The 14,882-nt window shown below is 39.1% G+C and carries 19 protein-coding genes; all 19 read left to right on the forward strand.

The window, feature by feature from the left end:
- The first annotated feature begins 27 nt into the window (after positions 1-27).
- On the forward strand, positions 28-240 hold the full coding sequence (locus MKY07_RS06400) for a hypothetical protein (protein ID WP_339264132.1): 213 nt from the start codon (positions 28-30) through the stop codon (positions 238-240).
- Positions 241-375: 135 nt separating this feature from the next.
- Positions 376-1,686 (forward strand): ribosome biogenesis GTPase Der, encoded by a 1,311-nt coding sequence (der, locus tag MKY07_RS06405; RefSeq protein ID WP_008404927.1) that lies wholly within the window; start codon positions 376-378, stop codon positions 1,684-1,686.
- A gap of 113 nt (positions 1,687-1,799) precedes the next feature.
- Entirely contained in the window at positions 1,800-2,813 is a 1,014-nt protein-coding gene (locus MKY07_RS06410) for an NAD(P)H-dependent glycerol-3-phosphate dehydrogenase (protein WP_008404925.1), read from the forward strand.
- A 143-nt stretch (positions 2,814-2,956) separates the two neighbouring features.
- Positions 2,957-3,226: a DUF2768 domain-containing protein gene (locus MKY07_RS06415; protein WP_148271517.1), complete on the forward strand. Its 270-nt coding sequence runs from the start codon at positions 2,957-2,959 to the stop codon at positions 3,224-3,226.
- Between the two features lie 20 nt (positions 3,227-3,246).
- Positions 3,247-3,969, forward strand: a complete 723-nt coding sequence (locus MKY07_RS06420; RefSeq protein WP_008404923.1) for a hypothetical protein — start codon at positions 3,247-3,249, stop codon at positions 3,967-3,969.
- A gap of 97 nt (positions 3,970-4,066) precedes the next feature.
- Entirely contained in the window at positions 4,067-5,581 is a 1,515-nt protein-coding gene (gene spoIVA, locus MKY07_RS06425; protein ID WP_008404922.1) for a stage IV sporulation protein A, read from the forward strand.
- 199 nt (positions 5,582-5,780) lie between these two features.
- Complete coding sequence (locus MKY07_RS06430) at positions 5,781-6,053, forward strand: HU family DNA-binding protein (protein ID WP_004232618.1); 273 nt, start codon at positions 5,781-5,783, stop codon at positions 6,051-6,053.
- Positions 6,054-6,518: 465 nt separating this feature from the next.
- Positions 6,519-7,088: a GTP cyclohydrolase I FolE gene (gene folE / locus MKY07_RS06435; RefSeq protein WP_014824310.1), complete on the forward strand. Its 570-nt coding sequence runs from the start codon at positions 6,519-6,521 to the stop codon at positions 7,086-7,088.
- 55 nt (positions 7,089-7,143) lie between these two features.
- Positions 7,144-7,359, forward strand: coding sequence for a trp RNA-binding attenuation protein MtrB (gene mtrB / locus MKY07_RS06440; RefSeq protein ID WP_008404919.1), 216 nt, complete (start codon positions 7,144-7,146; stop codon positions 7,357-7,359).
- A gap of 69 nt (positions 7,360-7,428) precedes the next feature.
- Positions 7,429-8,169, forward strand: coding sequence for a heptaprenyl diphosphate synthase component 1 (locus MKY07_RS06445; protein WP_339264135.1), 741 nt, complete (start codon positions 7,429-7,431; stop codon positions 8,167-8,169).
- 25 nt (positions 8,170-8,194) lie between these two features.
- Positions 8,195-8,896: a demethylmenaquinone methyltransferase gene (locus MKY07_RS06450; protein WP_087618202.1), complete on the forward strand. Its 702-nt coding sequence runs from the start codon at positions 8,195-8,197 to the stop codon at positions 8,894-8,896.
- A gap of 22 nt (positions 8,897-8,918) precedes the next feature.
- The gene (hepT, locus tag MKY07_RS06455; RefSeq protein WP_008404916.1) at positions 8,919-9,893 is read left to right on the forward strand and encodes a heptaprenyl diphosphate synthase component II; all 975 of its coding nucleotides are present in this window, start codon (positions 8,919-8,921) and stop codon (positions 9,891-9,893) included.
- Positions 9,894-10,184: 291 nt separating this feature from the next.
- Complete coding sequence (gene ndk, locus MKY07_RS06460; protein ID WP_008404915.1) at positions 10,185-10,604, forward strand: nucleoside-diphosphate kinase; 420 nt, start codon at positions 10,185-10,187, stop codon at positions 10,602-10,604.
- A gap of 153 nt (positions 10,605-10,757) precedes the next feature.
- Entirely contained in the window at positions 10,758-10,973 is a 216-nt protein-coding gene (locus MKY07_RS06465) for a hypothetical protein (RefSeq protein ID WP_008404914.1), read from the forward strand.
- Positions 10,974-11,012: 39 nt separating this feature from the next.
- Positions 11,013-11,234: a hypothetical protein gene (locus tag MKY07_RS06470; RefSeq protein ID WP_014824306.1), complete on the forward strand. Its 222-nt coding sequence runs from the start codon at positions 11,013-11,015 to the stop codon at positions 11,232-11,234.
- 21 nt (positions 11,235-11,255) lie between these two features.
- A complete protein-coding gene (locus MKY07_RS06475; RefSeq protein ID WP_008404912.1) occupies positions 11,256-11,495 on the forward strand; it encodes a hypothetical protein in 240 nt (79 codons plus the stop codon).
- Positions 11,496-11,575: 80 nt separating this feature from the next.
- A complete protein-coding gene (locus tag MKY07_RS06480) occupies positions 11,576-12,346 on the forward strand; it encodes a CheR family methyltransferase (protein ID WP_014824305.1) in 771 nt (256 codons plus the stop codon).
- A gap of 265 nt (positions 12,347-12,611) precedes the next feature.
- Positions 12,612-13,793, forward strand: coding sequence for a chorismate synthase (aroC, locus tag MKY07_RS06485; protein WP_008404909.1), 1,182 nt, complete (start codon positions 12,612-12,614; stop codon positions 13,791-13,793).
- 1 nt (position 13,794) lies between these two features.
- The gene (gene aroB, locus MKY07_RS06490) at positions 13,795-14,880 is read left to right on the forward strand and encodes a 3-dehydroquinate synthase (RefSeq protein WP_065216959.1); all 1,086 of its coding nucleotides are present in this window, start codon (positions 13,795-13,797) and stop codon (positions 14,878-14,880) included.
- Positions 14,881-14,882: the final 2 nt, after the last annotated feature.

Raw genomic sequence — 14,882 nt, forward strand, 5'->3', positions numbered from 1 at the left:
AAAACCGCCCGTGTAAGGATTCCTTATATGGGCGGTTTTTTGCTGGGGAAATCTATTGGTATAGCTGTAAGGCGAATTTTATTAGAACGATCTATTAGTTTATTGGAAAAAGAAAATGATATTTTAGAAGAACTGCAAGCATTATTTGAACAAGTGGCATTCATTTTAGAACTTTCGGGAAATATATTAGAAAGCTGGCTACTTATTCGAACAAATAAAAATATATTAGATAATTCTTGAGTATTTTAGAAAATCACGCGCCTCGAAAAGTTTGTCGATAAATCGAAATCGATTTTGAATGTTGTGAAAAAATGATATAATAGTCAAATTCGTGTATAATACGGAAAGACAAGAGTTTGGAAGGATGAAGTACAGATGACAAAACCAGTAATCGCCATCGTAGGACGTCCGAACGTAGGTAAATCGACAATTTTTAACAGAATTGTTGGAGAACGTGTATCGATCGTGGAAGATATCCCAGGTGTAACACGTGACCGTATTTATAGTTCGGCTGATTGGCTAGCACATGAATTTAATATTATCGACACTGGTGGTATTGAAATTGGAGACGAGCCGTTTTTAGAGCAAATTCGCCAACAAGCGGAAATTGCGATTGATGAGGCGGACGTTATTATTTTCATGACTAATGGACGTGAAGGTGTTACGGCTGCAGATGAGCAAGTAGCAAAAATTTTATATAAAACAAAAAAACCGGTTGTCTTGGCAATTAATAAAATCGACAACCCGGATATGCGTCATATGATTTATGACTTCTATTCATTAGGTTTCGGTGAGCCTTGGCCAATTTCAGGTTCGCACGGATTAGGCTTAGGGGATTTATTGGATGAATGTGCGAAACATTTCCCGCAGCCGGATGAAGAGCAATATGATGATGATACGATTAAATTCTCTTTAATCGGGCGTCCGAATGTTGGGAAATCTTCACTTGTGAATGCCTTTTTAGGTCAGGACCGCGTTATTGTAAGTGAAATTCAAGGGACAACTCGTGATGCAATCGACTCTCCGTACTCATATGATGGACAAGATTATGTCATTATTGATACAGCGGGTATGCGTAAAAAAGGGAAAGTCTATGAATCAACAGAAAAGTATTCGGTACTACGTGCACTGCGCGCAATCGAACGTTCAGACGTTGTTTTAGTTGTTCTGAATGCAGATGAAGGCATTCAGGAACAGGATAAAAAAATCGCTGGCTATGCACATGAAGCTGGTAAAGCAGTCATTATTGTTGTAAACAAATGGGATGCGATTGAAAAAGACGAGAAAACGATGAATATCTTTACAGAACAAATTCGTGAGCATTTCCTGTTTTTAGATTATGCACCAATCGTGTTTGTATCTGCTAAAACAAAACAGCGTGTACACAATATTTTACCGATTATTAAGCGTGTTAGTGAAAACCACGCAATGCGTATTCAATCATCAATTTTAAATGAAGTAATTGAAGATTCGATCGCACGTAATCCTGCACCAACAGACAAAGGGCGTCGTTTACGTATTTACTACGCAACACAAGTGGCGATTAAACCACCGACATTCGTTGTATTCGTAAATGAACCGGAAATGATGCACTTCTCATACGAGCGCTTTTTAGAAAACCGTATCCGAGAGACTTTCGACTTTGAAGGAACTCCGATACGCTTAATTACACGTGCTCGTGACTAAATCAATAAAAAGAGCGCTAGTTTATGTAAATGAACTAGCGTTTTTGTTCATAATAGGGTTTGACTTGAAGGATAAATTTTAAATGACTTTAAGTGAAATTGGGGGTTTTTTTAATGGAAAATGTAGTAGTTTTAGGAGCCGGTTCCTGGGGAACGGCACTGGCCGTTGTTTTAGCTGAAAACGGCCATAATACGTTAATTTGGTCGCATCGCGAAGATCAGGCATCTGAGATTAATGAACAGCATACAAATAAAAAATATTTGCCGAATACGATATTGCCAAGTAATTTAAAGGCGACTTCAAATTTAGAAGAGGCAGCGCAACACGGTTCTACGATTGTTATGGCAGTACCGACAAAAGGGATTCGCGAAGTTTGCGGCAACATTTCGGAGTATTTAACTGAAAAAGCATTATTTGTCCATGTATCTAAAGGGATTGAGCCGGATACATTAATGCGTATCTCAGAGCTGATGAAAGAAAGCCTTGCTGAAAATGCGGTAAGTGATATCGTTGTTTTATCTGGTCCTTCTCACGCGGAGGAAGTCGTTTTGAAACACCCGACTACGGTAACTGCTGCTTGCGAAAACTTAGAAGCTGCAGAAAAAGTGCAGGATTTATTTATGAATCAATATTTGCGTGTTTACACGAATGATGATGTAATTGGTGTTGAAATTGGCGGGGCACTTAAAAATGTTATTGCGCTTGCTGCAGGGATGACGGATGGACTTGATTTCGGTGATAACGCAAAGGCTGCCCTGATTACACGCGGTCTCGCAGAAATTACGCGGCTAGGTGTTAAAATGGGGGGCAACCCATTTACGTTTGCTGGACTGACTGGGATGGGCGATTTAATTGTTACATGTACAAGTGTCCATTCCCGAAACTGGCGCGCGGGCAATATGCTCGGAAAAGGAATGAAGCTTGAGCAAGTACTGGATGAGATGGGAATGGTTGTCGAAGGTGTACGGACAACGAAGGCGACATATCAGCTCTCAAAAAAATACGATGTTTCTATGCCAATTACATCAGCTCTATATGATGTGCTGTTCAATAATATGGAACCGAGAGCATTGGTTGAATCATTAATGCTGCGGACGAAAAAAAGCGAAATTGATGAGATGAGCTGAACTAGTATATTTTTCAGGATTTCCAATTAATTTAATAATTTGTCACAAATAAGGAGGGATACTTGTATGCCTCCTGTTTTTTTTTACCTGAAAAGGCTATAATTATTAGCGGTATCAACAATAAATGGAAAGGCGGTTTTAATGTGCAACACAATCTGCAGCTCATGAATCCACTATCAAATTTACTTTTAAATTCTGCACGTGGCCCATTAGCGAGTATGCATGCGTTAGATGTTATGTGGATTTCTTTTTATTCGATTGGTTTACTGTTAGTATCAATTCTCATTATTACAGCAGTCCGTAAGTGGGTACATAATATGGTTTTGTCATTTTTAATGAAATTAGTAGCTTATGTCATGTTTTTTATCGGCACATTGTTAATGGTTCTTGTCGTGCTTACATGGCCGAACTAATATAGGAGGAAATACATAATATGAGATCATCAAAATGGTTTGTTCTATTGTCGTTGGTCATTTTAGTGTTGACCGGCTGCGGCTCACCGACAAACTTTGACCAGTCCAGTTTAAGGCCGGATGTCGATATGCTTGCCAGCGTACAGCGTGCGGTCAATGAATATCGCGAAGATACAGGGGTTCTTCCGATTAAAACTCGTGACCAGGATACAGACATCTTCATTAAATACTTAATCGACTTTGAAAAGCTTGTTCCAAAATATATTGGCTCCCCTCCTGCAAATTCCTATGAAAAGGGCGGTATTTTTCAATATATTATTTGGGATCCGGAAGAAAATCCAACAGTAAAGCTCGTCGATTTACGCACACCGGAACGTATTCGCGAAATTAATATCCGCTTCAAAGGAACAACATATCCGCAATTCAAAGATAAAATAGTTGAGCATGTCTACACGGTTAACTTTAAGAATATTGGCTATGAAGAAGATATAACTGTACAAAGTCCTTATTCGAACAATCAGCTGCCGATTGTCGTATCTGCTGAAGGGGACTTGTATGTCGATTATTCAATCGATTTATATACGTATATGAAAGACAATAATATAACAGCGGAGCCGGGAGAAGACATTCGCGAAATCTTGGTGGAAAACTTCCCGGTCGTTCCAGCTTACTCATTGCCGTACACGGTAGATGAAAACAATGAGCCTGTCATTATGTATGATCCGACGAAAAAAGAAAATTAAACAAAAAAAGGTGTGTAAAAAGTTAAATCTTTCTGCACACCTTTTTCATATTTAAAAATGTCAGTACATATAGTGTTTTGATAATGAATACTTCTAATTGGAGAAGATTACGGTATATAAAGGAGGCAATACAATTAGCGAGCATATTTTTCAGCAATTGGCAGAGCGTACGAATGGTGATCTTTATATCGGCGTTGTAGGACCGGTTAGGGTAGGGAAATCGACGTTTGTTAAAAAGGTAATGGAAGGCGTGATTTTACCTAATATCGAAAATGCCGAGGACCGCATGCGAGCGATGGATGAACTTCCTCAAAGCTCACCTGGACCTACAATTATGACGGCTGAGCCAAAGTTTGTCCCAGCACAGGGAACTACGGTTGCCTTTGGGGAAAGTGCAATACCGTTTCGCGTTAGAATGGTAGATTGTGTTGGCTATGTGATTGATGGCGCAAAAGGCTATGAAGATGAGTCAGGACCGAAGTATGTGCAAACACCTTGGCATAATGAAGCAATAGCGTTTCAAGAGGCTGCTAAAATCGGTACGGATAAAGTAATTCGGGATCATGCCAATATCGGGATTGTTGTGACAACAGATGGAACAGTAAACGGCATGTCACGAGCGGCCGTAGAAAAAGCGGAACAGCAAATTATTGAGCAGCTTACAGAGATTGGAAAGCCTTTCGTTATTGTTCTCAATAGTACGACACCGCATTCTACTGAAACACTACATTTACAGAATGCCCTGGCACAAAAATATGATGTTCCTGTTATTCCGACAGCCATTCAACATATGCAGTTGAACGATGTGATGCTTATTTTGCAAGAAGCGTTATTTGAGTTTAATGTGAATGAAATTCAAGTTGAAAAACCGGATTGGTTGGATGTTTTAGATGATACTCACCATTTAAATGAAACATTGGCATTTGCAACGGCGCAATTACAAGATGATGCAATGAAAATCCGTGATGTGGAAGCAGCAAGTCAACTGCTTCGCGAAATTGATTTTGTAGAAAGTTGTACCGTTGAAAATATTGATGCTGGACAGGGGATTGCGACATTACGTGTCAACATTCACAACGATTACTATAAGGAAGCATGTACAGAATGGCTTGAAAAACCAGTCGATACAAAGAAAGAGTGGCTCCTATTTATTAAGGAAGCTTCAGAAGCAAAAGCGGCACAGCGAAGATTCCGCGATGCGATTGAACAAGCGAAGGAACACGGCTATGGTGTCACATTGCCTGCGATGGATGAATTTGATCCGAGCGAGCCGGAGCTGATTGAGCAAAACAATTTCTATGGTGTTCGTATGAAGGCGAAAGCTCCTTCTTATCATATTATTCGAATTGATATGGAAGCGGAATTCTCGCCGTTGATCGGATCTGAATTCCACAGTCAGCACCTGCTGAAAGACTTGCAGCATGCTTATGAATTTGACCGTCAGGCATTATGGCAAACACAATTATTCGGAACACCGCTCCATGAAGTATTGACGGAAAGTATTCGTTTCAAAATGAAAAGTGTTCCGACACATGCGAAAAACAGAATGCGCCTCATGCTGGAAAGATTAATAAATGAAGGCGAAAGAGGTTTAATCACGTTTATTATCTAACATACTAATTGAATAGGAAGTACTTACAATTACAGGGCGGTTCACTTTTATAGGTGAATTGTCCTGTAATTTTAGTTTTTTTTCAAAAAATGATGAAATATATGCAAAACATGAAGGAATTCAGTTGCGTCGCGGTTTTCTGTATGTTAATCTTTTTACAGGATTTAGATTCATGACCCTTTGAGAGGAGGTGAATGGTGTGAATAAAACAGAATTAGTAAACTCTGTTGCTGAAGCTGCAGGTCTTTCTAAAAAAGACGCTTCTAAAGCAGTTGAAGCTGTATTTGATACAATTCAAGATGCTCTTGCAAAGGGTGACAAAGTACAATTAATCGGTTTTGGTAACTTTGAAGTTCGTGAGCGTGCAGCACGTAAAGGTCGTAACCCACAAACGGGTAAGGAAATCGAAATTGCTGCTTCTAAAGTACCTGCTTTCAAGCCAGGTAAAGCACTTAAGGACGCTGTAAAATAATTCAGTTTCTCGAGGTACATAGAGCAGCTCTCAGTCTAACTGAGAGCTGCTCTTTTTTACGTCTAGGCTCAAGCGCCAGCTCCTCGGCCATTTCGGTCCCTCGGGCAAAAGTGGTGAAGCGTTTACTTTTGCGTCGGGCCCTCCAATGTCTGTCGGAGCTGAACGGGCGCTTTAGCGCTTTTGTTCATTTCAGTTGTTTTTACCTAACTATGCTAAAAATAGTATAACTGTTTTGAACTTATGAGCTTAATGTGCTACGATTCAAGAGTGTATTTAACCTTTTTCGCTTAGGTATGAACAAATAGTGAAAAATTTAATATAGATTAAAAATTAATTTTCCCGCAATTAACGGGTACTTAGCTTGTGTTTCTTCTAATCCGTAGGGGAAAACCTTACTGATTGAAGTTTCACTTTATATAAATTTATACATAATAAACGTTTTGGTTTGTAGGAGGAATTTGTTTCATGTCAAATGTCGATTTAAATAAGATAGAAGAAGCAGTAAAGATGATTTTGGAAGCAGTTGGGGAAGATGTGACGCGTGAAGGATTACTGGATACACCAAAACGTGTTTCGAAAATGTATGCGGAAATGTTCAGCGGTTTACAAGAAGATCCGCGTGATTATTTCAGTACAGTGTTCCATGAAGATCATGAAGAACTAGTTTTAGTGAAAGATATTCCATTTTTTTCAATGTGTGAACATCATTTAGTTCCTTTTTACGGAACAGCCCATATTGCCTACATACCTAAAGACGGAAAAGTTGCAGGTTTAAGTAAACTTGGACGCTGCCTTGAATCAGTAGCACGCCGTCCACAACTTCAAGAACGTATTACTTCAACTGTAGCGGATACAATTATGGAAATGCTGAATCCAAAAGGCGTTTATGTTGTAGTGGAAGCAGAACATATGTGTATGACGATGCGCGGATTAAAAAAACCGGGCGCTAAAACAGTTACGGCTGTAGCGCGAGGTATTTATGAACAGGATGCAGTAAAGCGCAATGAAGTGAATACATTCATCCAAATGAAATAATAATAACAAATATGGTATTATAGACAAAGAAATTAACATGTGGGGAGATTGTATAATGGGACAATCAGAATATATTATTATTGAAGCAGAAGAAGATGGTGTACATGTTATTGGTTTAACACGAGGGACAGATACTAAATTCCACCATTCAGAAAAGCTGGATGCTGGTGAAGTTATGATCGCCCAGTTTACTGAACATACATCGGCAATGAAAATTCGCGGTAAAGCTAAAATTCACTCTGCACACGGTACGGTTCAAAGTAAAAAATAGCATATCGTAATTTTTAGGCAAATATAAAATCGTACTTATGCTTTATAACATTGAAATGGAGTAATTTCTATGAATGCAACATCTATTACACAATCGGTTCAGACGCTAAAATCTAATATTCTTCAGCATGTTCATCATAGAGCATTACTTCAAAACGTTGGACAACCGACTTTACAAGAAGAACAGCTGTTTTTCATCCAGCTTCCTTTTTTAAATGGCGCTCTTATGAACGATGAACATCAAATAAGCGCAGTTACAGTTGGGATTGTACATGCTTCACTGACAGAGCACGAAAAAGTGAAGGAAGTGGAAGCGACGAGCAAGGAACAGCAGCTGCTTGTTCTTTCCGGTGATTATTATAGTGGTCGGTATTATCAGTTACTCGCACAATCAGGGAATATTTCTTTAATCCAAAAGCTGTCGGAAGGAATCGTAAATCGTTGTGAGCACCAAATACGTGTTTATGAAGCGCAAAAACGGTCATTTGAACAGTGGATTGAAAGTTTGATGGTGATTGAAAGCGAATTGATTGCCCAATATTATGATGTATATGGTTTCGCATCTTATGCAGAATTGATGAAACGAACGTTAACATATATTCGTTTGAAAAAAGAGCTGGATTTATTGAAAAAAGAACAGCCTTGTTTTTTATATAAGGTGTTTGCAGCTGATTCAATTATGATGGACTCTATTATTGAAGCCTTACAGGATCATTTATATGACATGGAGCGACAATTGAGAGAAGACTTGACGAATATCGATTTAAAAGATGAATTAAAACATTCCATTGAGCAATACATCACTTTTTAGTGAGTTTAGAAAGGTCTTGAAAAAAATGGCGAAATCCAAAGAACAACATGTTCATGAAGTGTTTGAAAACATTTCAGAGAGCTACGATAAAATGAACTCGGTCATTAGCTTCCAAATGCATGTTGGATGGCGTGAAGATACGATGAAACGTATGGCAGTAAAAAAAGGTTCGAAATGTCTTGATGTTTGCTGCGGTACAGCTGATTGGACAATGGCTTTATCGAAAGCAGTCGGTGAAGAAGGGGTAGTAAAAGGGCTGGATTTCAGTGAGAATATGCTGAAGGTCGGCAAGCAGAAAACTGAGAATATCCCGAATATCGAGCTGATTCATGGAAATGCAATGGAACTACCATTTGAAGATAATACATTTGATTACGTGACGATTGGTTTTGGCTTACGAAATGTACCGGACTATATGCAAGTATTGCGTGAAATGAATCGGGTTGTTAAACCAGGCGGAATGGTCGTATGTCTGGAAACTTCTCAATCCGAAATTCCGGTATACCGCCAACTTTTCCGTTTTTACTTTAATCATATTATGCCGCTGTTCGGAAAGATTTTTGCGAAAAGCTATAAAGAATATTCATGGCTGCAAAAGTCTGCGAATGATTTTCCAGGCATGAAAAAATTAGCGCAAATGTTCCGGGAAGCCGGTTATGAAAATGTCACATATAAACCATATAGCGGTGGGGCAGCAGCTATGCACATGGGTTTTAAGAAGAAATAAAAGTGGGAGTAGGTTTTGACGCGTGGAAAAGATGAAAATCAAAATGCTATATGCCGATATTAAATCAGATATAGAAGTCATCGAAAACGAATTGGAACAAGCGTTGAATTCATCTTCACACTTATTGAATGATGCCTCAGTTCATTTACTGCAAGCTGGTGGAAAACGTATTCGACCAGTATTTACGTTACTAAGTGCCAAGTTTGGTGACTATAATATTGACCGAATGAAAAACATTGCCGTTCCCCTGGAATTGATTCATATGGGTTCATTGGTGCATGATGATGTCATTGACAATTCAGATATGCGCCGTGGCCGGGAGACGGTGAAAGCACAGTGGAACAACCGTGTGGCGATGTATACAGGAAATTTTATATTTGCACGTGCATTACAATATGTAACAAGCATTGAAAATCCAAGAGCCCATCAAATATTAGCTAAAACAATGGTTGAGCTAGTAAATGGTGAAGTCATTCAAATTGAGGATAAGTTTCGTTTAGATCAAAGCTTGAAAGATTACTTCCGACGTATTAAACGTAAAACGGCTTTATTGATTGAATCGAGTTGTGAGCTTGGGGCAGTCGTAAGTGGTGCCGATGAAAAAACAGCAAGGCATTTAAAACGTTACGGTTATTTTGTAGGAATGAGCTTTCAAATAGTAGATGATATATTAGATTTTACAGCGACAGACAAGCAGCTCGGGAAACCGGCTGGCAGTGATTTAATGAACGGGAATGTCACATTGCCGATATTGTTGATGAAAGATGATCCACAGCTTGCCCCTTATTTGACGAAAGTGGCAGTAGCTGGATTAACAGAAGAAGAGCGCCAAAATATGCTGGCCCTTGTTCGTAACTCGGAAGCGATAAAAGAAGCAACCCATATTAGTAATTTGTATTTAAAAAAGGCTTTAAAAGAAATCGAGGCATTGCCGAAGCACCCAATGAAGAAAAAACTGCGTGATATTGCGCTGTTTATGGGGAAGAGAAAATCTTAAAAATTTAGTCAATTGATAGAATCATCATAAGTTGGTGATGGCAAAATTTAATATCAACGCAAGTTGATTGGAATGGAGGGGAGGCGACTCCTGCGGGAATAGCGTGACGCCTGAGACTACAGGCTCAGGCCACGCCCGCGGAAAGCGTCCGACCCGCAATGGAAATCAACCTATGTTATTGAATGAACCAATTTATGGGCAAATCTAATATTTGTTGCAGTATGAGTAGGATTTTGGTAATATTTATCGGTAGGTGTAAAACCTTTTACTCAAATTTAAGGAGTGTTTATAATGGCAATCGAAAAAACTTTTTTAATGGTTAAACCAGACGGCGTAGAACGTCAAGTAATCGGAGATATCGTTGACCGTTTTGAGCGTCGCGGTTTCGTAATGCGCGGAGCAAAATTAATGGTACCAACTCGTGATTTAGCTGAAAAACACTATGCAGAGCACGCTGAGCGTCCTTTCTTCGGTGAATTAGTAGACTTCATCACTTCAGGCCCAGTATTCGGTATGGTTTGGGAAGGCGAAAACGTTATCCAATTATCTCGTATCATGATGGGTGCTACAAAGCCAGAAGAATCAGCTCCTGGTACAATCCGCGGTGACTACGCTGTAACTTTATCACACAACGTAATCCACGGTTCTGACTCTTTAGCTTCTGCTGAACGTGAAATCGGTTTATGGTTCCCAGAAGGAATCGCTGAATAATAAAACTAACAAAAAGCTACCACTTTTAAGTGGTAGCTTTTTTTATATGGAACAGGAAAAACATGGACTATTAATGGTATAATAAATCGGAATAATGAAACTATTTTTGGAATACATACGTATAAAAAGTACTGATAGATTAGGGGGATGTATATGTGGGTTTTGGCCGTTATTTCAGTTATGGCAGTAGGGGCGATTGCAGTCATCACCGATGCGCGCAATGAAAGTAAACGGATTGAAGTAAATAAATTAACGAAAGAAATTGAGCTGGAACAATTACGTCTTGAAAATTACGATAAAGAAACAGAAAAAATGCGACTGGAATTGGAACATTCAAAGCAAATATTGTTGGAGCATAACCAAAAGTAATTATTCTACTAATTTAACTATTCATAAGGGGTGACATCCATGTTCTGGGCAATGATTACAATAATCGCTGTAGTAGGGATATTAACAGACACGTATACGAAAAATAAAAATATAGAGCTAAAGCGTCTCGATAAAGAAATCAAACTTGAAAAACTTAGACTCGAAACTTACGATAAAGAAACAGCGAAGATGCAGCTTGAATTGGAACAGACAAAGCAATTACTGCTTGAAACACAATTAACAGATCGATCAGAAAAGTAAAATAATAATTAGAGGAGCGTAATGAAACGTATGGAAGATATTATTATTATATGTATTATTTTCGGGTCAGGGGCTTTGATTGCATTAACCGCAATACTGACAGCACATAAACGATCGAGTATGAAACTGCAAATTAGAATGTTGGAGAAAGAGGCCGAACTTGAACAGATTCGTTTGCAGAGCTACCATTCTGAAACGGAAAAGATGAAGCTGGAACTTGAACAATCGAAACAACTTTTGCTGGAAAGACACATTGATTAACGTTTATGGGCGAAATCTGTTTCGAGTTCTGAAATTTTCAGCTATAATAGGCATACGTTAGATGAGGGGAAAGATGAATAATGTCAGATTATGTACAATTTATTGATGGCATTAAGCGCAAAACGGGCATTGATTTAGCCCTTTATAAAGAAGCGCAAATGAAACGTCGGTTAACATCATTATATGAAAAAAAGGGATATCGGGACTTTGTTGATTTTTATAATGCATTGATAAAAGACCGTGAACTGATGAATGAATTTTTGGATCGCATGACAATAAACGTTTCAGAGTTTTACCGGAACGGAAAACGGTGGGAAGTATTACAAAATAAAATTTTCCCTTTACTGCTGCAATCTAACAAACGTCTGAAAATATGGAGCGCTGCTTGTTCAACTGGAGAAGAGCCGTATAGTTTGGCGATGGTGTTGTCCCACCACTTACCGTTATCCCAAGTGAATATACTGGCAACGGATTTGGATGAAAATGTTATCCAAAAAGCGAAGTTGGGTCTTTACCCGGAACGGTCTCTTGCAGAAGTGCCAAAACCTGTTCAGTCAAAGTATTTTACCCAAGAAGGTCCGTTTTACAAAGTGAAAGATGAGATTAAGCGTACGGTTAATTTTAAGAAACATAATTTACTAAATGATCCTTATGAATCGAATTTTGATTTGATTGTTTGCCGGAATGTAATGATTTATTTCACTGAAGAAGCGAAAGATCAGATCTATGCAAACTTCAGTAAAGCATTGCGTCCAGGTGGCATTTTATTTGTTGGGTCAACAGAGCAGATATTTAATCCTGCAAAATATGATTTTGAAGTTGAAGATACATTTTTTTACCGTAAAAAATAATAGTACAATAATAGATGCTCTGTCGAACGTAGAAGCTTAAGTTGAGATATACTTTAAAAAGCTATATATGAATGCGCTTTTCGGATAATAGAGCGAAAAGCGTATTTTTGTTTCTTTCTGCTGATAAATGTGGCGTTTTTTAGTTGGAACGTTCAGAATATTCTAAAATAGCTTGTTTAATAGCGGAAACAGTACTGTTATTTAATTTGAAATATGTTATAGTGAAAAATACATACTTTAGCGAGTTGAAGGGAGAAAGTGTTTAATGCGTTATTTAACAGCAGGTGAGTCACACGGACCACAATTAACAACAATTATCGAGGGGTTGCCTTCATTACTTCCAGTAACAGCAGAAAAAATAAATTATGATTTAAAACGTCGTCAAGGTGGTCACGGTCGTGGTCGTCGCATGCAAATTGAGACAGATACAGTGGAAATTGTATCAGGAGTCCGTCACGGGCAAACATTAGGCTCACCAGTCGCATTAGTCGTAACAAATGATGACTGGAAACACTGGACAAAAATTATGGGTGCGGCCGAGTTGCCGGAAGATATCGATCCATCTGAAATTAAACGTCAAATTTCACGTCCACGTCCAGGTCACGCTGATCTAGTCGGAGGAATGAAATACGGTCACCGTGATCTACGGAATGTACTGGAGCGTTCAAGTGCACGTGAAACAACAGTACGTGTTGCAGTTGGTTCTGTGGCGAAAGCGTTGTTAAACGAGCTTGGGATTTCGATTGTTTCTCATGTTACGGAAATTGTAGGTATTAAAGCAGACAGCAGTTTATTAGAAGGAAAAACAGCAGATGAAATCCGTGCAATTATTGAAAATGACCCATGTTACTGTATCGATCCGGAAGCTTCGGCAAAAATGGTTACAGCTATTGATGAAGCGAAGAAGGCTGGGGATTCAATCGGCGGTGTTGTAGAAGTCATTGTAGAAGGCTTACCTGCTGGAATCGGTTCTTATGTACATTATGATCGTAAGTTGGATGCAAAGCTGGCATCAGCAATGTTGAGTATTAATGCATTTAAAGGTGTCGAGTTTGGGATCGGTTTTGAAATGGCACGCAAAAAAGGATCGGAAGTACACGATGAAATTTTATGGGATGAAGAAAAAGGCTATACGCGAGCAACAAATCGTTTAGGTGGTTTGGAAGGTGGAATGACGACAGGAATGCCGATTGTCGTACGTGGTGTGATGAAGCCAATTCCAACATTATATAAACCGTTGCAAAGTGTGGACATTGAAACGAAAGAGCCGTTTAAAGCAAGTGTCGAGCGTTCTGACAGCTGTGCAGTACCTGCAGCATCAATCGTTGCGGAACATGTTATTGCCTGGGAAATCGCAAATGCAATTGTTGAGCAGTTCCATAGTGACCAATTACCACAATTAAAGGCGCAGTTGGATGAAATGCGTCAGTACACGAAGGAGTATTAATATGGAGATTCCGGTAAAAACTCCTTCACACTCATATGCTGTAACGATTGGGAAAGGGATATTACGTGAAGCTTTAACAGCACAACATGACTTGTTTACTAAAGCCGATAAAATCATCGTATTGACAGACGAAAATGTTTGGACAGCACAGCAAAGCTATTTTGAAGCGAATTTCCCTTATATATTCGAAGTACATGTCATGCCTGCAGGGGAAAAGTGTAAAAGCTTTGAAAACTACAATGAGGTCCAAACATATTTACTTAAGCAAAAGTGTACTAGAAAATCACTCATTATTGCGTTCGGCGGTGGTGCAGTCGGTGATTTGGCCGGTTTTGTTGCAGCCACTTATATGCGGGGTATTCCGTTTATCCAAGTGCCGACAACAATTTTGGCGCATGATTCAGCTGTTGGCGGAAAGACAGCCATCAATCATGAATTAGGGAAAAATATGATCGGTGCATTTTACCAGCCGGAAGCCGTAATTTTCGATATAACATTCTTACATAGCCTATCCGAAAAAGAAGTGCGCTCAGGGATGGCAGAAGTAATTAAGCATGCTCTGATTTCCGATGCACAATGGGTAGAAGAGCTGCTGGAAGGTGATCATGTTACGGAACTTCCGGAAGATCTATTGGCGAATTATTTGGCGCATGGCATTCAAGTGAAAGCGACTATTGTTGAGCAGGATGAAACAGAACAGTCTGTCAGAAAGTATCTTAACTTAGGCCATACTTACGGACATGCAATTGAAGCAGCTGCAGGCTATGGACGTGTCGCCCATGGAGAAGCTGTCATGATCGGCCTTATTTTTTCACTTTTATTAAGTGAGAAATTCGGAAAAGTAAATCATCAATTTACAAAGCGCTTTTTACATTTTGCTATGGAAAATGGCTATCCGTTTGAAGCTGTTCGGGAATTTACTTTTGAACAACTGACTGAATATTTACTGAAAGATAAAAAAGCAGACTACGGTCAATTGCAGTTCGTACTGCTTGAAACGATCGGACAGCCATTTGTCCAAAAAGTTGAACTTGAACAATGCAGAGAAATTGATCGTCAACTAAGAGCATTATTAGCGGAGGTGTAGCA

The sequence above is a fragment of the Solibacillus sp. FSL W7-1472 genome, from assembly GCF_037969775.1.
GTDB lineage: Bacteria > Bacillota > Bacilli > Bacillales_A > Planococcaceae > Solibacillus > Solibacillus silvestris.

Excerpts from the sequence above, each read along its gene's own strand:
- MKY07_RS06400 (WP_339264132.1), top strand. The coding sequence starts at position 28 with ATGGGCGGTTTTTTGCTGGGGAAATCTATTGGTATAGCTGTAAGGCGA.
- der (WP_008404927.1), top strand. The coding sequence starts at position 376 with ATGACAAAACCAGTAATCGCCATCGTAGGACGTCCGAACGTAGGTAAA.
- MKY07_RS06410 (WP_008404925.1), top strand. The coding sequence starts at position 1,800 with ATGGAAAATGTAGTAGTTTTAGGAGCCGGTTCCTGGGGAACGGCACTG.
- MKY07_RS06420 (WP_008404923.1), top strand. The coding sequence starts at position 3,247 with ATGAGATCATCAAAATGGTTTGTTCTATTGTCGTTGGTCATTTTAGTG.
- folE (WP_014824310.1), top strand. The coding sequence starts at position 6,519 with ATGTCAAATGTCGATTTAAATAAGATAGAAGAAGCAGTAAAGATGATT.
- mtrB (WP_008404919.1), top strand. The coding sequence starts at position 7,144 with ATGGGACAATCAGAATATATTATTATTGAAGCAGAAGAAGATGGTGTA.
- MKY07_RS06445 (WP_339264135.1), top strand. The coding sequence starts at position 7,429 with ATGAATGCAACATCTATTACACAATCGGTTCAGACGCTAAAATCTAAT.
- MKY07_RS06450 (WP_087618202.1), top strand. The coding sequence starts at position 8,195 with ATGGCGAAATCCAAAGAACAACATGTTCATGAAGTGTTTGAAAACATT.
- ndk (WP_008404915.1), top strand. The coding sequence starts at position 10,185 with ATGGCAATCGAAAAAACTTTTTTAATGGTTAAACCAGACGGCGTAGAA.
- MKY07_RS06465 (WP_008404914.1), top strand. The coding sequence starts at position 10,758 with ATGTGGGTTTTGGCCGTTATTTCAGTTATGGCAGTAGGGGCGATTGCA.
- MKY07_RS06470 (WP_014824306.1), top strand. The coding sequence starts at position 11,013 with ATGTTCTGGGCAATGATTACAATAATCGCTGTAGTAGGGATATTAACA.
- MKY07_RS06475 (WP_008404912.1), top strand. The coding sequence starts at position 11,256 with ATGAAACGTATGGAAGATATTATTATTATATGTATTATTTTCGGGTCA.
- MKY07_RS06480 (WP_014824305.1), top strand. The coding sequence starts at position 11,576 with ATGTCAGATTATGTACAATTTATTGATGGCATTAAGCGCAAAACGGGC.
- aroC (WP_008404909.1), top strand. The coding sequence starts at position 12,612 with ATGCGTTATTTAACAGCAGGTGAGTCACACGGACCACAATTAACAACA.
- aroB (WP_065216959.1), top strand. The coding sequence starts at position 13,795 with ATGGAGATTCCGGTAAAAACTCCTTCACACTCATATGCTGTAACGATT.